Source organism: Nonomuraea sp. NPDC049400, from assembly GCF_044466425.1.
Classification (GTDB): domain Bacteria; phylum Actinomycetota; class Actinomycetes; order Streptosporangiales; family Streptosporangiaceae; genus Nonomuraea.
On sequence record NZ_JBITMP010000011.1, the window covers coordinates 135,992 to 155,138 of the forward strand.

A 19,147-nucleotide genomic window follows, 5' to 3' on the forward strand; every position below is an offset into this window, starting at 1 on the left:
TTCACAGAACCTTCTGGAGGTACGCATGCGCGCCAACCGCCTTGGAGCCGCCCTGGCCGTCGTCCTGACGGCCACCCTCGCGAGCTGCGGGTCCGGCGAACCCGCCGAGAGCACCGAGGCGGCGCAGAGCCCCACGGCCGCCGCGAAGGGACCGGTCAAGCTGACGTACTGGACCTGGGCCCCCAACATGGACAAGATCGCCGCGGTCTGGAACCAGGCGCACCCGGACATCCAGGTCACAGTCAGCAAGCAGGCGGGGGGTGACGACGCCTCGGCCAAGTTCCTCACCGCGGCCAAGGCGGGCAACCCGCCGGACCTGGTGCAGGCCGAGTACCAGCACCTCCCGTCGTTCGTGGCCGCCGACGCGGTGGCCGACCTCAAGGCCGAGACCGCCTCGGCCAAGGGCGAGTTCTCCCAGGGCCTGTGGAGCCTGGTCACGCTGGGCACGGAGGGCGTGTACGGGATCCCGCAGGACAGCGGCCCGATGATGCTCTTCTACCGCAAGGACCTGTTCGACAAGCACGGCCTCGCGGTCCCCAAGACCTGGCAGGAGTACGCCGACGCCGCGCGAGCCCTGCGCAAGAAGGACCCGAAGGCCTACCTCGGCACGTTCTCCAGCAAGGATCCGGGAGCGTTCACGGGCCTGGCGCAGCAGGCCGGTGCGCAGTGGTGGTCGATCAGCGGCGAGTCGTGGAAGGTCAACGTCGCCGACGAGCCCACCAGGAAGGTCGCCGACTACTGGGGCGGCCTGGTCAAGGAGGGCGTCATCGACGACATGCCGTACTTCACCCCCGAGTGGAACAAGGCCCTCAACGACGGCAAGCTGCTGACCTGGCCGTCGGCGATCTGGGCGCCGGGCGTGCTGGCGACCAACGCGCCCAAGGCCAAGGGCAAGTGGGCCGTCGCCCCGCTCCCGCAGTGGAACGCGGGCGAGAGCTTCAGCGGCTTCTGGGGCGGTTCGTCCACGGCCGTGTCCGCCAAGACGCCCAACAAGGCCGCCGCCGTGCAGTTCGCCACCTGGCTCAACACCGACCCCGCGGCCCTGGACCTGCTGGTCAAGGAGGCCGCGATCTACCCGGCCGCCACCAAGGCCCAGTCGTCGCTCGGCCAGGCGCCCGACTACTTCGCCAACCAGCCCGACTTCTGGCAGCAGGCCGCCGCCGTCTCAGCCGTCGCGCGCGGCTTCACCTTCGGCCCGAACATCGGCGTGACGTACAACGCCTTCAAGGACAACTTCGACAAGGCTGTGCAGAACAAGACGTCGTTCTCCGACGCGGTGCAGGCCATGCAGGACGCCACGGTCGCCGACATGCGTAAGTCCGGCTTCCAGATCGCCTCATGAAGCAGTCCGCGAGGGGGGCGTGGCCGTACCTGTTCCTGACCCCCGCGATCGTGCTGTTCACGGTCTTCCTGGCCGTGCCCATCGGCTACACGGTCTGGCTGGCGATGCGGCGGACCAAGGTGTCCGGGCTCGGGCTGGGCAGGGGCGCGCGGAAGGAGGTCTTCGTCGGCTTCGACAACTTCTCCGCCGCCCTGTCCGACCCGGAGCTGTGGAACGGGTGGCTGCGCGTGCTCGGCTACGGCGCGCTGGTGCTGGTCGTGATGCTCGGGCTGGCGCTGCTGTTCGCACTGCTGCTGGACTCGGCGCGGGTGCGGCTGGCCAGGTTCTCGCGAATCGCGATCTTCCTGCCGTACGCGGTGCCGGGCGTGGCCGCCACGCTGCTGTGGGGCTTCCTCTACCTGCCCTCGCTCAGCCCCATCAGGGACGTCCTGGACATCGACTTCCTCGGGGCGAGCACCGTCACGTACTCCATGGCGAACGTGGCGGTGTGGGGCGGCGTCGGCTTCAACATGCTCGTGCTCTACACGACGCTCCGCGCCATCCCGCGCGACCTGTACGAGGCCGCGCGGCTGGACGGCGCCTCCGAACTCCAGATCGCGGTACGCGTGAAGATCCCGATCCTGACTCCGGCGATCATCCTCACCACCGTGTTCTCGATCATCGCGACGGTCCAGGTGTTCACCGAGCCCACCACGCTGCGGCCGCTGAGCAACACGATCAGCTCCACGTGGAGCCCGCTCATGAAGGTCTACCGCGACGCGTTCGTCACCGGCGACCTGTACTCGGCCGCCGCCACCTCGATCGTCATCGCGGCGATCTCGCTCGTCCTGTCGTTCGGGTTCCTGCGCGTGGTCCGCAACCGCGCCTTCGGGGAGGGTTGATGGCCACCGCACACCGCAGGTCGGTCGGGCGCACGCCGTGGGGAGTGGCGCCGACCGGGCTGCTCCTGCTCGGCGCGATCTACTGCCTGTTCCCGGTGCTCTGGGTGTTCATCGCGGCGACCAAGTCGCCGGGTGAGCTGTTCAGCACCTCGACGCTCGCCTTCGGCACCGGCTTCGTCGACAACGTGACCCAGCTGTTCGCCTACCGGGACGGGGTGTTCTGGCTCTGGGCGGCCAACACGCTGATCTACGCGGGCGGCGGCGCGCTGCTGTCGACCGCGGTCTCGGCGATCTCGGGGTACGCGCTGGCGAAGTTCCGCTTCCCCGGCCGCAACCTGATCTTCAACCTGCTCATCGGCGGCATCCTCGTGCCCGCCGTGGTGCTGGCGATCCCGCAGTACCTGCTCTTCACCAAGGTCGGGCTGGCCGACACCTACTGGGCCGTCCTGCTGCCGCAGATCCTGCACCCGTACAGCATCTATCTGGCCCGCATCTACGCCACCGCGGCCATCCCCGACTCGCTGCTGGAGGCGGGGCGGATCGACGGGGCGAGCGAGTGGCGGCTGATGTACCGGGTGGCGGTGCCGCTGATGGTGCCCGGCATGGTGACGATCTTCCTGTTCCAGTTCGTGGCGATCTGGAACAACTTCCTGCTGCCGTTCATCATGCTCGGCGACGACGGCAAGTTCCCCCTCACGGTCGGCCTCTTCACGCTGCTGCAGTCCGGGGCCAACCAGCCCTCCCTCTACAACCTGATCCTCACCGGAGCGTTCCTGTCGCTCATTCCCTTGATCGCGCTCTTCCTCACCATGCAGCGATACTGGAAGACCGATCTTTCCTCCGGAGCTGTGAAATGAAGCGCCCCACGATCCACGACGTCGCCGCCGCCGCGGGCGTGTCCCGCGGCACGGTGTCCCGGCTCCTCAACGGCGACAAGTACGTCAGCCCGGCGGCGCGCGTGGCCATCGAGCGGGCCATCTCCGAGACCGGCTACGTGGTCAACCGGGCCGCACGCAGCCTCGTCACCCAGCGCACGGGCTCGGTCGTGATGGTGCTGTCGGAGCCGCACGAGAAGCTGTTCGAGGACCCCAACTACAGCACCACCATCCGGGTCGCCATCAGGATGCTGGCCGAGCGGGACATGTCGCTGGTGATGATGCTGGCGGGCGACGAGGGCGACCGCGAGCGCGTGGTCCGCTACGTCCGCGGCGGACACGCCGACGGAGTGCTGCTGATGTCGACGCACGCCGGCGACCCGTTCATCGACGCCCTGCAGTCGGGACCGCCCGCGGTCTCCTGCGGCGCGGTCATCGGCCGCGAGAGCGTCATCCCGCACGCCGCCGCCGACGAGCGCCTGGGCGGCCGCCAGATGACCGAGTACTTCGTGGGCCAGGGCCGCAAGCGCATCGCCATGATCACCGGCCCGATGGACACGCCCGGCGGCATCCAGCGCCTCGAGGGCTTCGCCGACGTGCTGGGCCGCAAGGCGACCAAGAAGCTGATCGCGCACGGGGACTGGACGCAGGCCAGCGGCGAGCGCGCGATGACCGAGCTGCTCGCCCGCACGCCGGACATCGACGCCGTCTTCGTGGCCTCCGACCTGATGGCCGCCGGCGCCCTGGCCGCCCTGCGCGCCGCGGGACGCAGGGTGCCGGAGGACGTGGCGGTGGGCGGCTTCGACGACTCGTCGGTGGCGCTCTCGACGCACCCGCCGCTGACCACGATCCGCCAGCCGCTGGCGGAGGTGGCGCAGGCGACGGTACGCCTGCTGCTCGCGCTCATCGACGGCGCGGAGCACGTGGACCCGGTGATACTGCCCACGGAGCTGGTGATCCGCGAATCCACCTGATCTCATGTCCCTATGGCGATCAACGAACTGAGCCCGGACGAGCTGCTCACCACCACCCGCAGCGTGCGCAAGCGCCTCGACCTCACCCGCCCCGTGTCCATGGACCTGGTGCGCGAGTGCTTGGAGGTCGCCCTCCAGGCGCCCACCGGCGGCAACCGGCAGGGCTGGCACTGGCTCGTGGTCACCGACCCCGAGCTGCGCAGGGCGATCGGCGACTACTACGGCCGCTCGCTGCGGACCTATTACGAGTCCGGCGCCTCCGCCGCATCGCTGTTCCAGGACGACCAGGTCAGGGCGGCGCAGCAGCAGCGGGTCTCGGACAGCTCCGCCTACCTGGGCGAGCACATGGGCGACGTGCCGGTGCTGGTGATCGGCTGCATCACGCTGCCGGGCGGCGGGCTGCCGGAAGGCAGTCAGGCAGGGCTGTGGGGGTCGTTGCTGCCCGCCGCCTGGAGCTACATGCTCGCCGCCCGGGCTCGCGGGCTCGGCACGGCGTGGACGACGCTGCACCTGGCGTACGAGAGCGAGATCGCCGAGCTGCTCGGCATCCCGGACGACGTCCGCCAGGGCGTGCTCATCCCGACCGCCCACTACCTCGGCGAGACGTTCAAGCCCGCGCGGCGGCAGCCGCTCGACGAGGTGCTGCACGTTGATCGCTGGTAGGCGCACAGCCCGCATCCCGCATGATGAAATGTCCGTGTAAATCGGGGATGCGAATGAGGATCATGGGCCTATTCACCTGACCGAGGAGCCGACAGTGCCCCAGAACGAGCAGGAGCGCGCGCCTCGCGGGATCGACACGACCAAGCCCAGTGTCTCCCGCGTCTACGACTACATGCTCGGCGGCAAGGACAACTATGAGATCGACCGCCAGGTGGCCGCGGCCGTGCTGAAGATCGCGCCCGACGCGCCGGAGGCGGGCAGGGCCAACCGGGAGTTCCTGCGGCGCACGGTCCACCACCTGACGGCGGAGGCGGGCATCCGCCAGTTCCTGGACATCGGCTCGGGCCTGCCGACGCAGGGCAACGTGCACGAGATCGCCCAGGCGGTCGCCCCGCAGTCGAGGGTCGTCTACGTGGACCACGACCCGATCGTGCTCGTGCACGGCCGCGCCTTGTTGGCCGTGGACGCGTCCACCACGATCGTCGAGGCCGACGCCCGCGAGCCGGAGAAGATCCTCGACGACCGGAAGACGCGCTCCCTGATCGACTTCGACAAGCCGGTCGGGCTGCTGATGTTCGGGATCCTGCACCACCTGGCCGACGACGAGGATCCGGCCGGCATCCTGGCCAGGCTCGTGGCGCCGCTCGCCGCGGGCAGCCACGTGGTGATCTCACACTTCCACAACCCCGGCGACGCCCACCCCGAGGTGTCGGCGCAGGCGTACGAGGCGGAGAGGATCTTCAACGAGCACCTCGGCACCGGCCGGTGGCGCACCCGCAAGGAGATCCTCGCCTATTTCGACGGCCTCGAACTGCTGGAGCCCGGCCTGGTGCCGCTGCCCGAGTGGCGCCCGGGCCCGGACGACCGCGCCACGCCGGGCATCACGTACCACACCTTCGTCGGGGGCGTGGGCCGCAAACCCTAGCCGGGCAGCTTGCCGGAGGCGACCACGTCGCGATACCAGTGGGCGCTGTCCTTCCAGGTGCGCTCGAGCGTGCCCGGCTCCACGCGGATGATGCCGAACCGCTTGGCGTACCCGTGCGCCCACTCGAAGTTGTCCATGAGCGACCAGAGGAAGTAGCCGCGCACGTCCACCCCGGCCGAGATGGCCTCGGCCACGGCGGTCAGGTGCCGGCGCAGGTAGTCGACGCGCCGCTCGTCGTGGATCCGCCCGTCGGGCGTCACGACGTCGGCGAACGCGGCGCCGTTCTCGGTGATCATGGTGGGCATGGCGGGGTAGTCGCGGTGCAGCCGCAGGAGCAGCTCGGTCAGGCCGGTCTCGTCGATGTTCCAGCCCATCTCGGTGTACGGCCCCGGCTGCTGGACGAACTCGACGTCCTCGCACGCGATCCACGGTGACGCGGCCCCGTCCTGGTGCCCGTCGGCGGTCGCCCGGTCGGAGGTCCCGTCCCACTGGCGTACCAGCGTGGGGTTGTAGTAGTTGACCCCCAGCACGTCCAGCGGCTGGCCCGCGGTGGCCTCGTCGCCGTCGCGCACGAACGACCAGTCGGTCACCGACGCGGTGTCGGCGATGAGGTCGCGCGGGTAGGCGCCCTCGAGCATGGGGCCGAGGAAGGCCCGGTTGGCCACCGCGTCCACGCGCCGCACCGCGTCGGCGTCCTGCTCGGACATGCCGCGCACGTGGTGCAGGTTGAGCGTGACCGACATCTGGGCGGTCGGGGCGGCGACCGCGCGCAGGGCCTGGACGGCCAGGCCGTGACCGAGGTTCAGGTGGTGCACGGCGGCCAGCGCGGCGGCGGGCTCGGTCCGTCCGGGGGCGTGCACGCCGGAGGCGTAGCCGAGGTAGGCCGAGCACCACGGCTCGTTCAGGGTGATCCAGGTGCGGACGCGGTCGCCGATCGTCTCGCCCATGAGAGCCGCGTACTCGGCGAAGCGGTAGGCGGTGTCGCGGTTGGGCCAGCCGCCCGCGTCCTCCAGCTCCTGCGGCAGGTCCCAGTGGTAGAGGGTGGCGACGGGGGCGATCCCGCGGGCGAGCAGCCCGTCCACCAGCCGCTCGTAGAAGTCCAGCCCCGGCCGGTTGGCCGTGCCGTTCGGGCGGACGCGCGGCCAGGAGACGGAGAACCGGTACGCGCCCACGCCCAGGGCGGCCAGGATGTCCAGGTCCTCCTCCAGCCGGTGGTAGTGGTCGCAGGCCACGTCGCCGGTGTCGCCGCCCGCCACCAGTCCCGGCGTGTGGGAGAAGGTGTCCCAGATCGACGGGCCGCGGCCGTCCTCGTTCCAGGCGCCCTCCACCTGGTAGGCGGCGGTGGCGGTGCCCCACAGGAAGTTCTCGGGGAAGGTGGGCATGGTGCTCCTTACAAATCCTTACAGGGTGATCTCGATGTCGTCGCCCTGGGTGGTCTCCGTCGCCTGGTGGTCTCCGAAGATCCGCAGGCTCCAGGTCGCGGGCGCGCCCGCGACGCGGCGGGCCCTGACGCGCCCGCCCGTGCGGGACACCTCGAAGACGGCTGCGGCGCTTCCGTCCAGGGCGGGCACGGTGACGGTGCGGCGGGCGCCGTCGGGGAGCCGGTAGGCGTTCAGGGTGACGCCGTCGGCGTAGTCGTAGTCGGGCCGGTCCTCGCGGGCGCCCGTCGGCACGACCGCGCCGGGCCGCACCAGCAGCGGCAGGCTGTCGAACCCGTGCCGCTCGGTACGCCACCCGGGCCCGCTCACGCTCTCCCCGCCGAGCAGCGGCGTCCAGATCCCCTCAGGGACGTAGTACGAAATTTCGCCGTCGGCCGACATGACGGGCGCCACCAGCAGGTCGGGCCCGAGCATGTACTGGGCGTCCAGGTAGTCGCAGCCCCGATCCCCGGGGAACTCCAGCCGCATGGCCCGCATCACCGGCAGCCCGTCCGTGGTCGCCTCGACCGCGGCGCCGTACAGGTACGGCATGAGCCGCGCCTTCAGCCGCGTGAACGAGCGCAGCACGTCCACCGACTCCTCGTCGAACAGCCACGGCACCCGGTACGAGCTGCTCCCGTGCAACCGGCTGTGCGACGACAGCAGCCCGAAGGCCACCCACCGCTTGAACACGGCCGGGTCGGGCCGCCCCTCGAACCCGCCGATGTCGTGGCTCCAGAACCCGAACCCGGCCATCCCCAACGACAGCCCGCCCCGCAGCGACTCGGCCATCGCGTCGAACGTCGACTCGCAGTCGCCGCCCCAGTGCACCGGCAGCCGCTGCCCGCCCACCGTGGCCGACCGGGCGAACAGCACGGGCGCGCCCCGCTCGGCCAGCACCTGGTGCACGGTCTCGTTGTAGAGCAGCGTGTAGTAGTTGTGCATGCGCTCGGGGTCGGACCCGTCGGCGTAGACGACGTCGGTGGGGATGCGCTCGCCGAAGTCGGTCTTGAACGCGTCCACCCCCATGCCGAGCAGCCCGCGCAGCTTGCCCGCGTACCACTGCCTCGCGGCGGGGGAGGTGAAGTCCACCAGCGCCCGCCCTGCCTGCCAGTGGTCGTCCTGCCAGACGCTCCCGTCGGGGCGGCGCAGCAGGTGACCGGCCGCCGCCCCCTCGTCGAACAGCTTCGACGCCTGCCCGATGTACGGGTTGATCCACAGGCAGACGCGCAGCCCGCGCTCCTTGAGCCGCCGGATCATGCCCTCGGGGTCGGGGAACACCTCCGGGTCCCACTCGAAGTCGCACCACCGGTACGGGCGCATCCAGAAGCAGTCGAAGTGGAACACGCTGAGCGGCAGGTCCCGCTCGGCCATCCCGTCCACGAACGACGTCACCGTCGCCTCGTCGTAGTCGGTGGTGAACGAGGTGGACAACCACAGCCCGAACGACCAGGCGGGCGGCAGCGCGGGGCGGCCGGTCAGCGCGGTGTAGCGGCGCAGGATGTCCTTCGGCGTGGGCCCGTGGATGACGAGGTACTCCAGGTCGTGGCCCTCGACGCTGAACTGCACCCGCGACACCGACTCCGAGCCGACCTCGAACGACACGCGCCCGGGATGGTTGATGAACACGCCGTAGCCGCGGTTGGTGAGGTAGAAGGGGACGTTCTTGTAGGCCAGGTCGCTGCTGGTGCCGCCGTCGTCGTTCCAGATGTCGACGGACTGCCCGTTGCGCACGAGGGGGCCGAACCGCTCGCCCAGCCCGTACACGAGCTCTCCGGCGCCGAGGCGGAGCTGCTCGACCAGGTAGTGCCGCTGCTCGGCGTCGTGCATGACGCCGAGGCTCTTGCCGCCGCTGCGGGTCAGCTCGCGCCCGCCCGCGCTGAAGGTCATCTCCCACGGCGCGTCCCTGCGCACCCGCACGGTGAGCGCGCCGCTGGTCAGGCTCGCCTGCTCGCCGTCCACGGCGATGTCCACCTCCGGCGCGTCGTCGCGCACCTGGAAGGCGGGGGCGGCGGGGACGGATCCGGCGAAGTGCACCGTACGGACGCGGATCACGTCCGGCATCGGGGACGACAGGTCCACCCGCAGCACCGGGCCGTCGATCGTGTATCCCCGGTGGGTGATTGGCCTGGCCGGGGCCAGGATCCGCAGCGAGGCGGCGTCCGCGGTCACGTCGTGCGCCTGCGCCGCGTAGCCGGCCCGCACCCCGGGACGCAGCCGCCAGTAGCCGTCCTTGAACTTCATGCCGCTCCTTGCACGAGGGCCGCCACGGCCTGCGATGCCAGTGTGATGTGACTGTCCACGGCGGATCCGGTCAGCAGGTCCCTCGCCGGGTGGGGGAGCGGCACCCGCGCCGTCTCCGTGCCGTGGTTGAGCAGGAACAGGACGTCGCCGCGGCGTACCGCCTCGACACCGCGCGGCAGCTCCGGCAGCACCCCGCGCACGCCCGCGTCGGCCAGCACGCGTTCGGCCAGCTCGCCGAGCGCGTCGGGCTCCGGCATCGTCGCGACGTACCAGGCGACGCCCTCCCCGGAGCGGTGCCGCAGCACCGCGGGGCCGCCGTCGGCGAACTCGGCCACCGTCTCGGCGCCCTCCGGGTTGATCAGCTCGGTCCAGGTGTGCGCGGCGAACTCCGCCCCGCCGGCCCACCGGCAGCGTACAGGGCCGTCCACGGGCCGCCACTCCTCGCCGGACGCGCCGAGCACCTCGCGCAGCGGCGCGGGAAACCGCCCGGTACGCACGTTCGCCCGCGGGTCCACGATCCCCGAGAACGGGCCCACGACCAGCACCCCGCCGCCGCGGACGTAGGCGGTCAAGGACGCGGCGTCCGCGTCGCCGATCAGGAAGAGGTTCGGGACCACGACCAGGGCGTAGCCGCCGAGCTCGGCCGACGGGGGCACCAGGTCCACGCTCACCCCGCGTTCCCAGAACGGCAGGTAGTAGGAGAAGAGCTGGTCGGTCGCGTTGAGCCGGTCGCTCGGCCGGCCGCGCTCCTCCAGCGCCCACCAGCTCGGCCAGTCGAACACCATCGCCACCCGCGCCGGCACCGGCTCTCCGGCCACCTCGCTCAGCTCGCGCAGCTCCCGGCCGTGCGCGCGGACCTCGGCGTGCAGGCGGGTGTCCGGGCCCGCGTGCGGGACCATCGCGGAATGGAAGCGCTCGGCGCCGAACCGGGAGGCCCGCCACTGGAAGTAGCACAGCCCGTCCGCGCCCCGGGCGACCGCCTGCAGCGACTCCAGCCTGAGCCGGCCGGGCGGCTTGGGCGGATTGTGCGGGCGCCAGTTGACCGCGCCCGTGGACTGCTCCATCAGCAACCACGGCCTGCCCTTCGCGAGGCCGCGCATGAGGTCATGGGTGAGCGCGGTGCGGGCGGGCGCGAGCGGGTCGGCCGGGTCGGGGTAGTGGTCGTTGGAGACGATGTCCTCCTCCTGAGCCCACGACCAGTAGTCGACCGGTTTGAAGAGACCCATGAAGTTGGTGGTGATCGGGATGTCCGGGGTCCGCTCGCGCAGGACGTCGCGCTCCGCGCGGAAGTGGGCGAGCAGGGCGTCGGAGCAGAAGCGCCAGAAGTCCAGCTGCTGCGACGGGTTGACGATGTAGGGGGCGCGGCGCGGGGTGACGATCTCGGCCCAGTCGCTGTAGTGCTGGCTCCAGAACGTGGTGCCCCATGCCTCGTTGAGCGTGTCCAGGTCGCCGTAGCGCTCCTTCAGCCAGGCGCGGAACGCCTTGGCGGACTCCTCGCAGTGGCAGACCTGGCCGTACTCGTTGCCGACGTGCCACAGGGCGAGGGCCGGGTGGCCCGCGTACCGCTCGGCCAGGTCCTCGACCAGGGCCAGCGCGCGCTCCCGGTAGACGGGCGACGACGGGCAGAACTGGTTGCGGGAGCCGTACCAGAGGCGATGCCCCGACTCGTCGACCGGCAGTGTCTCCGGCCAGCGGTGCCCCAGCCACGGGGGCGGGGAGGCGGTGGGCGTGGCCAGGTCCACCGCGATCCCGGCCGCGCCGAGCAGGTCGAGCACCCGGTCCAGCCAGGCGAAGTCCCTCTTGCCCGGCTCGGGCTCGAGCCGCGCCCAGCTGAAGACGCCGACCGTGACGAGGTTGACCCCGGCCGCGCTCATTAACTCGACGTCTTCCCTCCACACGTGCTCCGGCCACTGCTCGGGGTTGTAGTCGCCGCCGAACAGCAGGCCGCGCCCGGCGGTGAGCGTGTGCATGCCGAGTGTCACGATCTAACTCCTTCACGCGCTGGTCCGGAGCTGTCGCCGATCACCAGGCGGCAGGGCAGCAGCCGGTGCTGGGGCGGCCCGTCGCCCGCCAGCCGGTCGATGAGCATGCGCGCGCCGAGCCCGCCCAGCTCGGCGCTCGGCGGCTCCAGGGTGGTGAGCCGGGGGTGGAACATCTCGGCGACCCCCGCCGAGGACAGCACCAGCAGCAACGTCAGGTCCTCGGGGATCCGCCAGCCGCGCGCCGCCACGGCCGCGATCACGCCGGCCGCCGCGTGGTCGTCCATCACCGCCAGCGCCGTCACGTCCGGATGCGCCGCGACCAGCCGTTCGAACGCCTGCCTGCCCTCCTCGGCCGAGCCCGGCCGGAAGTCGTCCACGTAGCCGATCCCGGCCGCGCGGGCGGCCTCGGCGAACTCCGCCCCGGCCCGGGTCGCGGGACCGTACTGTGCCGCGTACGCGTCGGCGGAGAGGTTGAAGAAGGCCAGTTTGCGGTGCCCGAGCCCGGCCACGTGCGCCACGGCCTGCCTGGCGGTGGCCGCGAAGTCGATGTCGGCGTGGTCGATCGAGCCCGGGTCGCGGGTCCGCCCGATCATGCTGAACGGGACCCCCGCCTCCATGAGGAAGTCCGTGCGCTCGTCGTCCAGCCCGACCTCCATCAGCAGCACGCCGTCCACCAGCCCGAGGCCGGTGAGGTGGCGCAGCTCCTCGACCGGGTCGGCGTGCTCGGGGGAGAGCAGCAGGTGGTAGCCCAGCTCCCGGGCCGCCTCGGCGGCGCCGGTGGCGAACTGCATCTCGGTCAGCCCGAAGCCGCTGCGCGGGGCGGGGTAGAGCAGGGCGAGGATGCGGGTGCGCTTGCTCTGCAGGCCGCGGGCCAGCAGGCTCGGGCGGTAGCCGAGGTCGGCCGCGGCCTGCTCGATGCGCCGCCTCGTGGCCGCCGACACCGGCCGGGTGCCGTTGAGCGCGGCGGACACGGTGCTGACCGCGACCCCCGCCCGCTCGGCCACGTCACGTATCGAAGACATCCCCCTGCCGATTCCCTGGATCGAAACGTTTCGCACAACCTAGGGTCCCGTTTGCGGGGCTGTCAATGGGGTGAAATCGGGCGTCCCAAACCCCCTCAGACGGATCTCACGGCGGGGGAGCGGTGGACTGGCGCTGGATCAGCTGGATCGGCCCGGCCAGCACCTCGGCCACCGTGTCGTCCGGCTTCAGGCTGGCCAGCAGGCTCACGCCGCGGCGGCCCAGCTCGCCCAGCGGCATGCGCACCGTCGTGAGCGCGGGGTGGAGGTAGCTGGCCAGCTCGAGGTCGTGCACGGCGACGATGGAGACGTCCCGGGGGATCTCCAGCCCGGCCGAGCGCACGCCCTCCATCGCCCCGATCGCCGAGGCCACGTTGGCCACGAACACCGCCGTCGGCCGCTCGGGAGCGGCCAGCAGCCGGGCCATCGCCGCCGCCCCGCCCGCCGGCGTGTAGTCGGCCGCCACGATCGGCCCCTCCGGCAGGCCCGCCTCGCGCATCGCCGCCGAGTACCCCGCCGACCTGCGCGTGGCCGTGTCGGCGCGGGACGGGCCCGCGAGGTGGGCGATGCGGCGGTGGCCGAGGCGGACGAGGTGCTCGACCGCCAGCGCGGCGGCCCCCGCGTCGTCGAGGATGACGTACCGCTTGACGCTCCTGCTGCGGTTGTTGAGCATGATCCACGGAATGGCGGCCCGGTCGAGCTGGCTGATGAGCCCCGGCTCGACCCCGGTGCCGGCCAGCAGCAGGCCGTCGATGCGGCCCTGCCCGATCCGGTCCATGTAGTCGCCCAGCGCGGCGCTCGACGCGCTGCCGGTGACCAGCACGTACCCCTCGGCGGCCGCCTCCGCCTCCGCGCCCTTGATGATCTCCGCGTAGACGGGGTTGGCGAAGTCGGGGATGAACAGCCCGAACATGTGCGCCCGGGCCGTGCGCAGGCTCCGCGCGGCCGCGTTGGGCCGGTAGCCGAGCTCCTCGATCGCCGCCAGCACCCGCTCACGCGTCTCCGGCCGGATGTTGAGCGTGGGGTCCTTGTTGATGACGCGGGAGACGACGGCCCGGTCGACCTTCGCGACGGCGGCGACGTCGGTCAGCGTGACCCGGGAGCTCTTCATGCGGGCGATCCTGTCCGCACGCTCTCGCCCGTGTCCATCGAGCGATAAAGGGCGTCGAGCAGGCGCAGCGTGCCGAGGTTGTCCGCGCCGGACGTCTCCGGCTCGCCGCCCTCCGCGACGGCCCGCAGCAGCGACCCCATCGGCCCGGCGACCGCGTCAGGCAGCCAGCGCCGGGTCACCGGGTACGGCAGCCAGCCGTCCGTGGGCAGCGCCCGGCTGTTCACGGACAGGGTGTCGGGGCGGCCGTGCGGATAGTCGTACAGCAGGCCGAGCGTGCCCTTGATCGCGCCTTGCGTGCCGTCGATGCGGAAGGAGGCCTCCTGGTCGCCCGTGCGGTTCTCGTGCGTCACGTGGACGAGTGCCCGCACCTCGCCCGGGTACACCAGCGTGCTCATCGTCCGCGTCTCGCCCTTGGCGAGCTGCCCCGGCGTGCGGCTGCCGGTGCAGAAGACGAGCTCCGGCTCGCCCAGGATCGAGCGGATCGCGTCCAGGTAGTGGATGGAGTGGTAGACGATCTCCAGCCGGTCGGTGGTGACGAGCCAGTCCCAGGCGCTCCAGTCGGTCAGGATGTTCACGGTGAACGTCATCGCCGTCGGCTCGCCGATCCAGCCCGCGCGCACCATGGCGCGGGCGGCGGCGATGCCCTCGTCGAAGCGGAGCTGCTGGTTGACCGCAACCTTCAGGCCGCTGCCCGCGGCCAGGTCGACGATGCCCCGCCCGGTCGCGACGTCCGGCGCGAACGGCTTCTGGCACAGCAGGTGCTTGCCCGCCGCCAGCGCCGCCCGCGCGATGCCGGGCTGCGCCCGCGGCGCGACGGCGATGTCCACGACGGCCACGCGCTCGTCGGCCAGCAGCTCCTCCAGAGACGCGTAGGTCCTGGGCACCCCGTGGCGGCGTGCCACCTCCGCGGCGCGGGCGGCGTCCAGGTCGTACAGGCCGGTCACCTCCAGCCCGGCCTGCCGGTAGGCGGGCAGGTGGGCCACGTCCACGATCGCGCCCGCGCCGACGACGGCGACGGGCAGCCGGTGCCCGGTCGGGATGGTCAGGTCGGCCGCGGCGGCGATGGGCGCGAACACGTCGATCACGCGGCGCCCCCATGGGTCCTGGTCACAGTGCCTCCTGCAGGCCGTAGAAGCGGGTCGCGGTGCCGCCGAGCACGGCCGCCCGATCGGCGGGCGACAGCCCCGAGAGCACGGCGTTCGTCTCCCGCCACACCTTGGCGTAGTCGCCGGCGAGCAGCGCCACCGGCCAGTCGCCGCCGAACATCAGCCGCTGCGGGCCGAACAGCTCGAGCGCGTGCTCCACGTAGGGCCGCAGGTCCTCGCCCGTCCAGGTCTGCGGGTCGGCCGCCGTGTTCAGCCCGGACACCTTCGCATGCACCCCGGGACACTCGGCCGCGCGGGCCAGCAGCGACGCCCAGGGCTCCCAGCCCTTCTCCTTGATCGGCGGCTTGGCGAGGTGGTCGATCACCATCCGCAGCCCCGGCACCCGTTCGGCCAGCACCGGCACGTGCTCCAGGTGCCGCGGCAGCACGGCGACCACGTCGAACGGCAGCCCCGCCGCGGCCAGCAGCCCGAGCCCCTCGATGACCGGGTCCTGGAGCACCCAGTCGGGGTCGGGCTCGTCGTGGATGAGGTGCCGCACTCCCGCGAACCTGGGATGGCGCCGATACCGCTCCAGCGCCCCGGCCGCCTCCTCGGGCCGGTGCAGCGGCACCCACCCGACCACCGCGCCGACGAAGTCGTGCGCGTCGGCCTGCGCGAGCATGGCGTCGGTGTCGGCGTAGGAGTCCATCGACTGCACCAGGACCGTGCGGTCGACCCTCGCCGCCGCGAGCTGCGGGATCAGCTCCTCCGGCTCGAAGGTGCGGTGGATCGGCCCGTGCTCCGGCGTCAGCCACGGGTACGAGCCCGTCTCCAGGTTCCAGAAGTGCTGGTGGGCGTCGACGACGGTCATCCAGCCTCCTCCCTGATCAATCGTTTGAGCGTGCACATATCAGAGCACGTGCGGCGGTTGCACGAGCTCCAGCGTGATGTCGTCGGGGTCGAGGAAGTAGCAGGCGTAACCGCCCTCGTTCACGCCCGCGGTGATCGCCTCGGGCGGGTTGACGAAGCGCACCCCCGCAGCCGACAGCCGGGCGTGCTCGGCGCGGGCGTCCTCGACGGTGAGCGCCAGATGGGCCGCGCCCGGCAGGTGGCGTGCCGGGTCACGGGCCTGATCACTGGGGGCGCCCCTCGGGCGTACGTACTCGACCAGCTCCAGGTCGTGCGTGGAGACGCCGCGCGGCTGGCCGGGCACGGCGAGCTGGGCCACGCGCAGCACGGCGTCGGGGTAGCCGACGAGCCTTCGGGTGTAGTCGTTGTCCTGCTCCTGCCGGTGCACCAGCGTGAACCCGAGCAGGTCGCGGTAGAACGCCACGGACCTGTCGAGGTCGGCGACCGTGAAGGAGAAGTGCCAGACGCCTCTCATGCTCCGATCAACCGCCTGACTTCTTCCGAGATGCGCGCGGCGTCCGGGACCAGGGCCTGCGCGAGGACGGGCGCGGCGGGCATCCGCACGTCGGGGGCGCCGATCCTGACCGGCGGCGCGGCCAGCGGCACTCCGGCTCCCGCGACGCGGGCGACGACCTCGGCGCCGAAGCCGCCGGTGAGGTTCGCCTCGTGGACGACCGCCAGCCTGCGGGTGCGGCGCGCGCTCTCGATCACCGCCCCGGTGTCGAACGGGTTGAGCCACGGCGTCTCCAGCACCTCGGCCTCGACCCCCTCGCGGGCCAGGGCGGCGGCCGCCTCCAGCACCCGGTGCGTCATCGCGCCCCAGGTGACGACGGTGACGTCGGAGCCCGCGCGGCGGGTGCGCGCCCCGCCCATCGGCTGGACGGGGCCGTCCGTCCTGACCGGCTCCTTCGGTCCGGCGTACAGCGTGCGGTTCTCCACCACCAGCACCGGGTCGTCGCAGTGCACGGCCGTCACCAGCAGGTCGTAGGCGTCCTGCGGCGTGCTCGGCATGCCCACCCGCAGCCCCGGCACGTGCAGGAACAGCGCCTCCAGGCACTGCGAGTGCTGCGCGCACGCGCCCGGCGCGTTGCCCTGCTGGGTGCGGATGGTCAGCGGGGCCCGCAGCCGGCCGCCCGACACGTACCGGACGTTGGCCGCCTGGTTGACGATCTGGTCCAGCGCCACCAGGGAGAAGTCGGCCCACATGATCTCGACGATCGGGCGGCGGCCCATCATCGCCGCGCCCACCGCGCTGCCGAGGATCGCCGACTCGCTGATCGGGGTGTCGAACACGCGGTCGCCGTACTGCTTGCGCAGCCCCCTGGTGACGCCGAACACGCCGCCGGGCACGGCGACGTCCTCGCCGTACACCAGGGTCTCGGGCAGCTCCTCCATGAGCCGGTGCAGGGCCGCGTTCACGGCCTCGCCGTAGGACAGTTCACGCATACAGGTGCTCCCTCGCGGTGGCGGGGTCGGCGGGCGGCGCGGCGAGCGCGGCAGCGGCGGCGGACTCCGTCTCGGCGCGCGCCCTGCGCTCCACCGCGTCCACCTCGGCGGCGGGCACCCCATCGGCCAGCAGGCCCGCGCGCAGGCGGGCGATCGGCTCGCGCCGCCTGATCCGCTCCAGCTCGCCGGGCTGCCGGTACGTCTCCGCGTCGCCGATGTAGTGGCCGGCCAGGCGCTCGGTCATGCACTCCAGCAGCGTCGGCCCGCCGCCCTCGCGGGCCACCTCCAGCGCGTCGCGCATGTGGAAGCGCACGGCCTCGGCGTCGTTGCCGTCGATCCGGTGCCCGGGCATCCCGTACGCCGCCGCGCGGTCGGCCAGGCGCGGGTTGCGTACCATGTCGGCGATCGGGGTCAGCTCGGAGTAGCGGTTGTTCTCGCAGACGAACACCACGGGCAGGGAGTACGCGGCGGCGAAGTTCATCGCCTCGTGCACCGCGCCCTGGTTCATCGCGCCGTCGCCGAAGACGCTGACGGCGACCCGGTTGGAGCCGTCGAAGCGGCCCGCCAGCGCCGCGCCGCACGCGATCGGCGCGCCCGCGCCCACGATCGAGTTCTCGCCGTGGAAGCCGTGGTCGGCGGCGGTGAAGTACGCCGAGCCGCCCCTGCCGCCGTTCACGCCGCTCGCCCGGCCCATCAGCTCGGCGAACAGCGGCTGCGCCGGCACGCCCCTGGCCAGCGCCCAGCCGTGCCCGCGGTAGGTGGCGAACAGCGCGTCGTGCGGTTCCAGCACGTCGCACGCGCCGACCGGGACGGCCTCCTGCCCGATGCACAGGTGGACAGACCCCACGATCGGTCCCTCCAGGCGCAGCTCGCGCACCTTCTCCTCGAACGCGCGGATCCGCCACATGGCCAGCAGGTCCGCGAGCCGTCTCTCACTCATCGCCGCTCCAGGCCTCCAGTGCCGCGGCGCAGATCGCCTTGGCGTCGCCGACGTAGGACTCGGGCGGGATGGGCAGTGTGCCCAGGCTCGCGAGGTCCTCGGGCCCCGCCACGTCCCGCAGCGCGTCCGCCAGCGCCCGCCCGCGCTCGCGTGCCTCGTGCGCCGCCTTGTAGACCAGGTCGTGCGCCCGCTCCCGGCCCAGCGCCGGGGCCAGGCGCATCATGTACGCCTCCGCCATGATCAGGCCGCCCTCCGCGCCCAGGTTGGCCCGCATGGCCTCCGGGTAGACCCGCAGCCCGGCGGCGACCTCGGCGGCCGTGGCCAGCGCGCCCGCGGCCAGCTCGGCCAGGAGCGGCACCACGTACCACTCGACCTGCCACTCGCCGGCGGCCCGCTCGTGCCCGGCCTCCATCGCGCGGAACAGGCCCGAGCTGAGCGCCCCCGCGGTGCCCGACATGCCGATGACGGCCTCGCAGCCGATCGGGTTGGCCTTCTGCGGCATCGTGGACGACGCACCCCGGTGGTGGCCGCCCGCCTCGCGCACCTCGCCGACCTCGGTCCTGGACAGGTCCACGACCTCGCGGGCGAAGCGCGCCGCCGTGGCCGCCAGGCTCGCGCAGGTCACGCCGAACTCGGCGACGCCGTCCCTGGCCACGTGCCACGGCACCTCGGTGGCCCGCAGGCCGAGCGTGCCGGCGACGCGCTCGCGTACGCGCCTGGCCTGCTCGCCCATGGCGGCGGACGTGCCGCCCGCGCCGAACAGCGACACGACCCGCACCTGCCGCCCCGCGTCGCCCACCCGGTCGCGCTGGCGCGCCAGCTCGGCCAGCAGCACCGCCAGCTTCGCCCCGAACGTCGTGGGCACCGCCTGCTGGGCGTGCGTGCGCGCGGCGATGACGGTGCCCGCGTGCTCGGACACCAGCCGGGCGAGCGCGTCGCCGAACGAGCCGAGCAGCGCTCCCAGGTGGTCGAGGGCCTCGCCCATCTGCAGGGCCAGGCCGGTGTCCATGATGTCCTGCGTGGTCGCGCCGTAGTGGACGCGGCCGTCGGGGCCCTCGGGGAGCGCGGCGGCGATCATCCGCACCAGGGGCAGGATGGGGTAGCCCACGTTGGCGGCCTCCGACCACAGGCGCTGGAGGTCGATGTTCCCGAGCACGCAGGCCGTCTCGATGGCCTGGGCGTCGGCCTCGGTGATGACGCCCGTCTCGGCCTGGGCGCGGGCCAGCGCGGCCTCCGTGCGCAGCCAGGCCAGCACGGTCCGCTCGGCCGAGAAGATCCCGGCCATGGCGCCGTCGCCGAACAGCTCGGGCAGCAGCTTGAACGTCTGGCGCAC

17 protein-coding genes are annotated in these 19,147 nt (G+C 72.4%); 6 read left to right on the forward strand and 11 right to left on the reverse strand.

Annotated elements, in window-relative coordinates; translation table 11 throughout:
• The first annotated feature begins 25 nt into the window (after positions 1 to 25).
• From ACIBVN_RS19300 to ACIBVN_RS19325, 6 genes are all read left to right on the forward strand, one after another.
• Positions 26 to 1,342, forward strand: coding sequence for an ABC transporter substrate-binding protein (locus tag ACIBVN_RS19300; RefSeq protein ID WP_397138072.1), 1,317 nt, complete (start codon positions 26 to 28; stop codon positions 1,340 to 1,342).
• Positions 1,339 to 2,223: a carbohydrate ABC transporter permease gene (locus ACIBVN_RS19305; protein WP_397138074.1), complete on the forward strand. Its 885-nt coding sequence runs from the start codon at positions 1,339 to 1,341 to the stop codon at positions 2,221 to 2,223. The genes ACIBVN_RS19300 and ACIBVN_RS19305 overlap by 4 nt, the downstream gene beginning before the upstream one ends.
• Complete coding sequence (locus tag ACIBVN_RS19310; protein WP_397138076.1) at positions 2,223 to 3,080, forward strand: carbohydrate ABC transporter permease; 858 nt, start codon at positions 2,223 to 2,225, stop codon at positions 3,078 to 3,080. The genes ACIBVN_RS19305 and ACIBVN_RS19310 overlap by 1 nt, the downstream gene beginning before the upstream one ends.
• Positions 3,077 to 4,072 carry a LacI family DNA-binding transcriptional regulator gene (locus tag ACIBVN_RS19315; protein ID WP_397138078.1) on the forward strand — a complete coding sequence of 332 codons (996 nt, stop codon included), beginning with the start codon at positions 3,077 to 3,079 and terminating at the stop codon, positions 4,070 to 4,072. Before ACIBVN_RS19310 ends, ACIBVN_RS19315 begins: the two co-directional genes overlap by 4 nt.
• 12 nt (positions 4,073 to 4,084) lie before the next feature.
• Complete coding sequence (locus ACIBVN_RS19320; RefSeq protein WP_397138080.1) at positions 4,085 to 4,735, forward strand: nitroreductase family protein; 651 nt, start codon at positions 4,085 to 4,087, stop codon at positions 4,733 to 4,735.
• 94 nt (positions 4,736 to 4,829) lie between these two features.
• On the forward strand, positions 4,830 to 5,660 hold the full coding sequence (locus tag ACIBVN_RS19325; RefSeq protein ID WP_397138082.1) for an SAM-dependent methyltransferase: 831 nt from the start codon (positions 4,830 to 4,832) through the stop codon (positions 5,658 to 5,660).
• On the opposite strand, the gene ACIBVN_RS19330 is transcribed toward ACIBVN_RS19325, so the two are convergent.
• From ACIBVN_RS19330 to ACIBVN_RS19380, 11 genes are all read right to left on the reverse strand, one after another.
• Positions 5,657 to 7,042, reverse strand: coding sequence for a GH1 family beta-glucosidase (locus tag ACIBVN_RS19330; protein ID WP_397138084.1), 1,386 nt, complete (start codon positions 7,040 to 7,042; stop codon positions 5,657 to 5,659). The genes ACIBVN_RS19325 and ACIBVN_RS19330 overlap by 4 nt on opposite strands.
• Positions 7,043 to 7,060: 18 nt before the next feature.
• Positions 7,061 to 9,322: an alpha-xylosidase gene (gene yicI / locus ACIBVN_RS19335; protein WP_397138086.1), complete on the reverse strand. Its 2,262-nt coding sequence runs from the start codon at positions 9,320 to 9,322 to the stop codon at positions 7,061 to 7,063.
• Positions 9,319 to 11,304, reverse strand: coding sequence for a beta-galactosidase (locus tag ACIBVN_RS19340; protein WP_397138088.1), 1,986 nt, complete (start codon positions 11,302 to 11,304; stop codon positions 9,319 to 9,321). The genes yicI and ACIBVN_RS19340 overlap by 4 nt, the downstream gene beginning before the upstream one ends.
• Positions 11,301 to 12,326 carry a LacI family DNA-binding transcriptional regulator gene (locus ACIBVN_RS19345; protein ID WP_397138090.1) on the reverse strand — a complete coding sequence of 342 codons (1,026 nt, stop codon included), beginning with the start codon at positions 12,324 to 12,326 and terminating at the stop codon, positions 11,301 to 11,303. The genes ACIBVN_RS19340 and ACIBVN_RS19345 overlap by 4 nt, the downstream gene beginning before the upstream one ends.
• A gap of 106 nt (positions 12,327 to 12,432) precedes the next feature.
• Positions 12,433 to 13,434 (reverse strand): LacI family DNA-binding transcriptional regulator, encoded by a 1,002-nt coding sequence (locus ACIBVN_RS19350; RefSeq protein ID WP_397138092.1) that lies wholly within the window; start codon positions 13,432 to 13,434, stop codon positions 12,433 to 12,435.
• Entirely contained in the window at positions 13,431 to 14,519 is a 1,089-nt protein-coding gene (locus ACIBVN_RS19355; protein ID WP_397138094.1) for a Gfo/Idh/MocA family protein, read from the reverse strand. Before ACIBVN_RS19355 ends, ACIBVN_RS19350 begins: the two co-directional genes overlap by 4 nt.
• Before the next feature lie 22 nt (positions 14,520 to 14,541).
• Positions 14,542 to 15,390, reverse strand: coding sequence for an amidohydrolase family protein (locus tag ACIBVN_RS19360; protein WP_397138096.1), 849 nt, complete (start codon positions 15,388 to 15,390; stop codon positions 14,542 to 14,544).
• 39 nt (positions 15,391 to 15,429) lie between these two features.
• Complete coding sequence (locus ACIBVN_RS19365) at positions 15,430 to 15,903, reverse strand: VOC family protein (protein ID WP_397138098.1); 474 nt, start codon at positions 15,901 to 15,903, stop codon at positions 15,430 to 15,432.
• The gene (locus ACIBVN_RS19370) at positions 15,900 to 16,874 is read right to left on the reverse strand and encodes an alpha-ketoacid dehydrogenase subunit beta (RefSeq protein ID WP_397138100.1); all 975 of its coding nucleotides are present in this window, start codon (positions 16,872 to 16,874) and stop codon (positions 15,900 to 15,902) included. The genes ACIBVN_RS19365 and ACIBVN_RS19370 overlap by 4 nt, the downstream gene beginning before the upstream one ends.
• On the reverse strand, positions 16,867 to 17,814 hold the full coding sequence (locus ACIBVN_RS19375; RefSeq protein ID WP_397138102.1) for a thiamine pyrophosphate-dependent dehydrogenase E1 component subunit alpha: 948 nt from the start codon (positions 17,812 to 17,814) through the stop codon (positions 16,867 to 16,869). Before ACIBVN_RS19375 ends, ACIBVN_RS19370 begins: the two co-directional genes overlap by 8 nt.
• Positions 17,807 to 19,147: an adenylosuccinate lyase family protein gene (locus ACIBVN_RS19380; RefSeq protein WP_397138104.1), complete on the reverse strand. Its 1,341-nt coding sequence runs from the start codon at positions 19,145 to 19,147 to the stop codon at positions 17,807 to 17,809. Before ACIBVN_RS19380 ends, ACIBVN_RS19375 begins: the two co-directional genes overlap by 8 nt.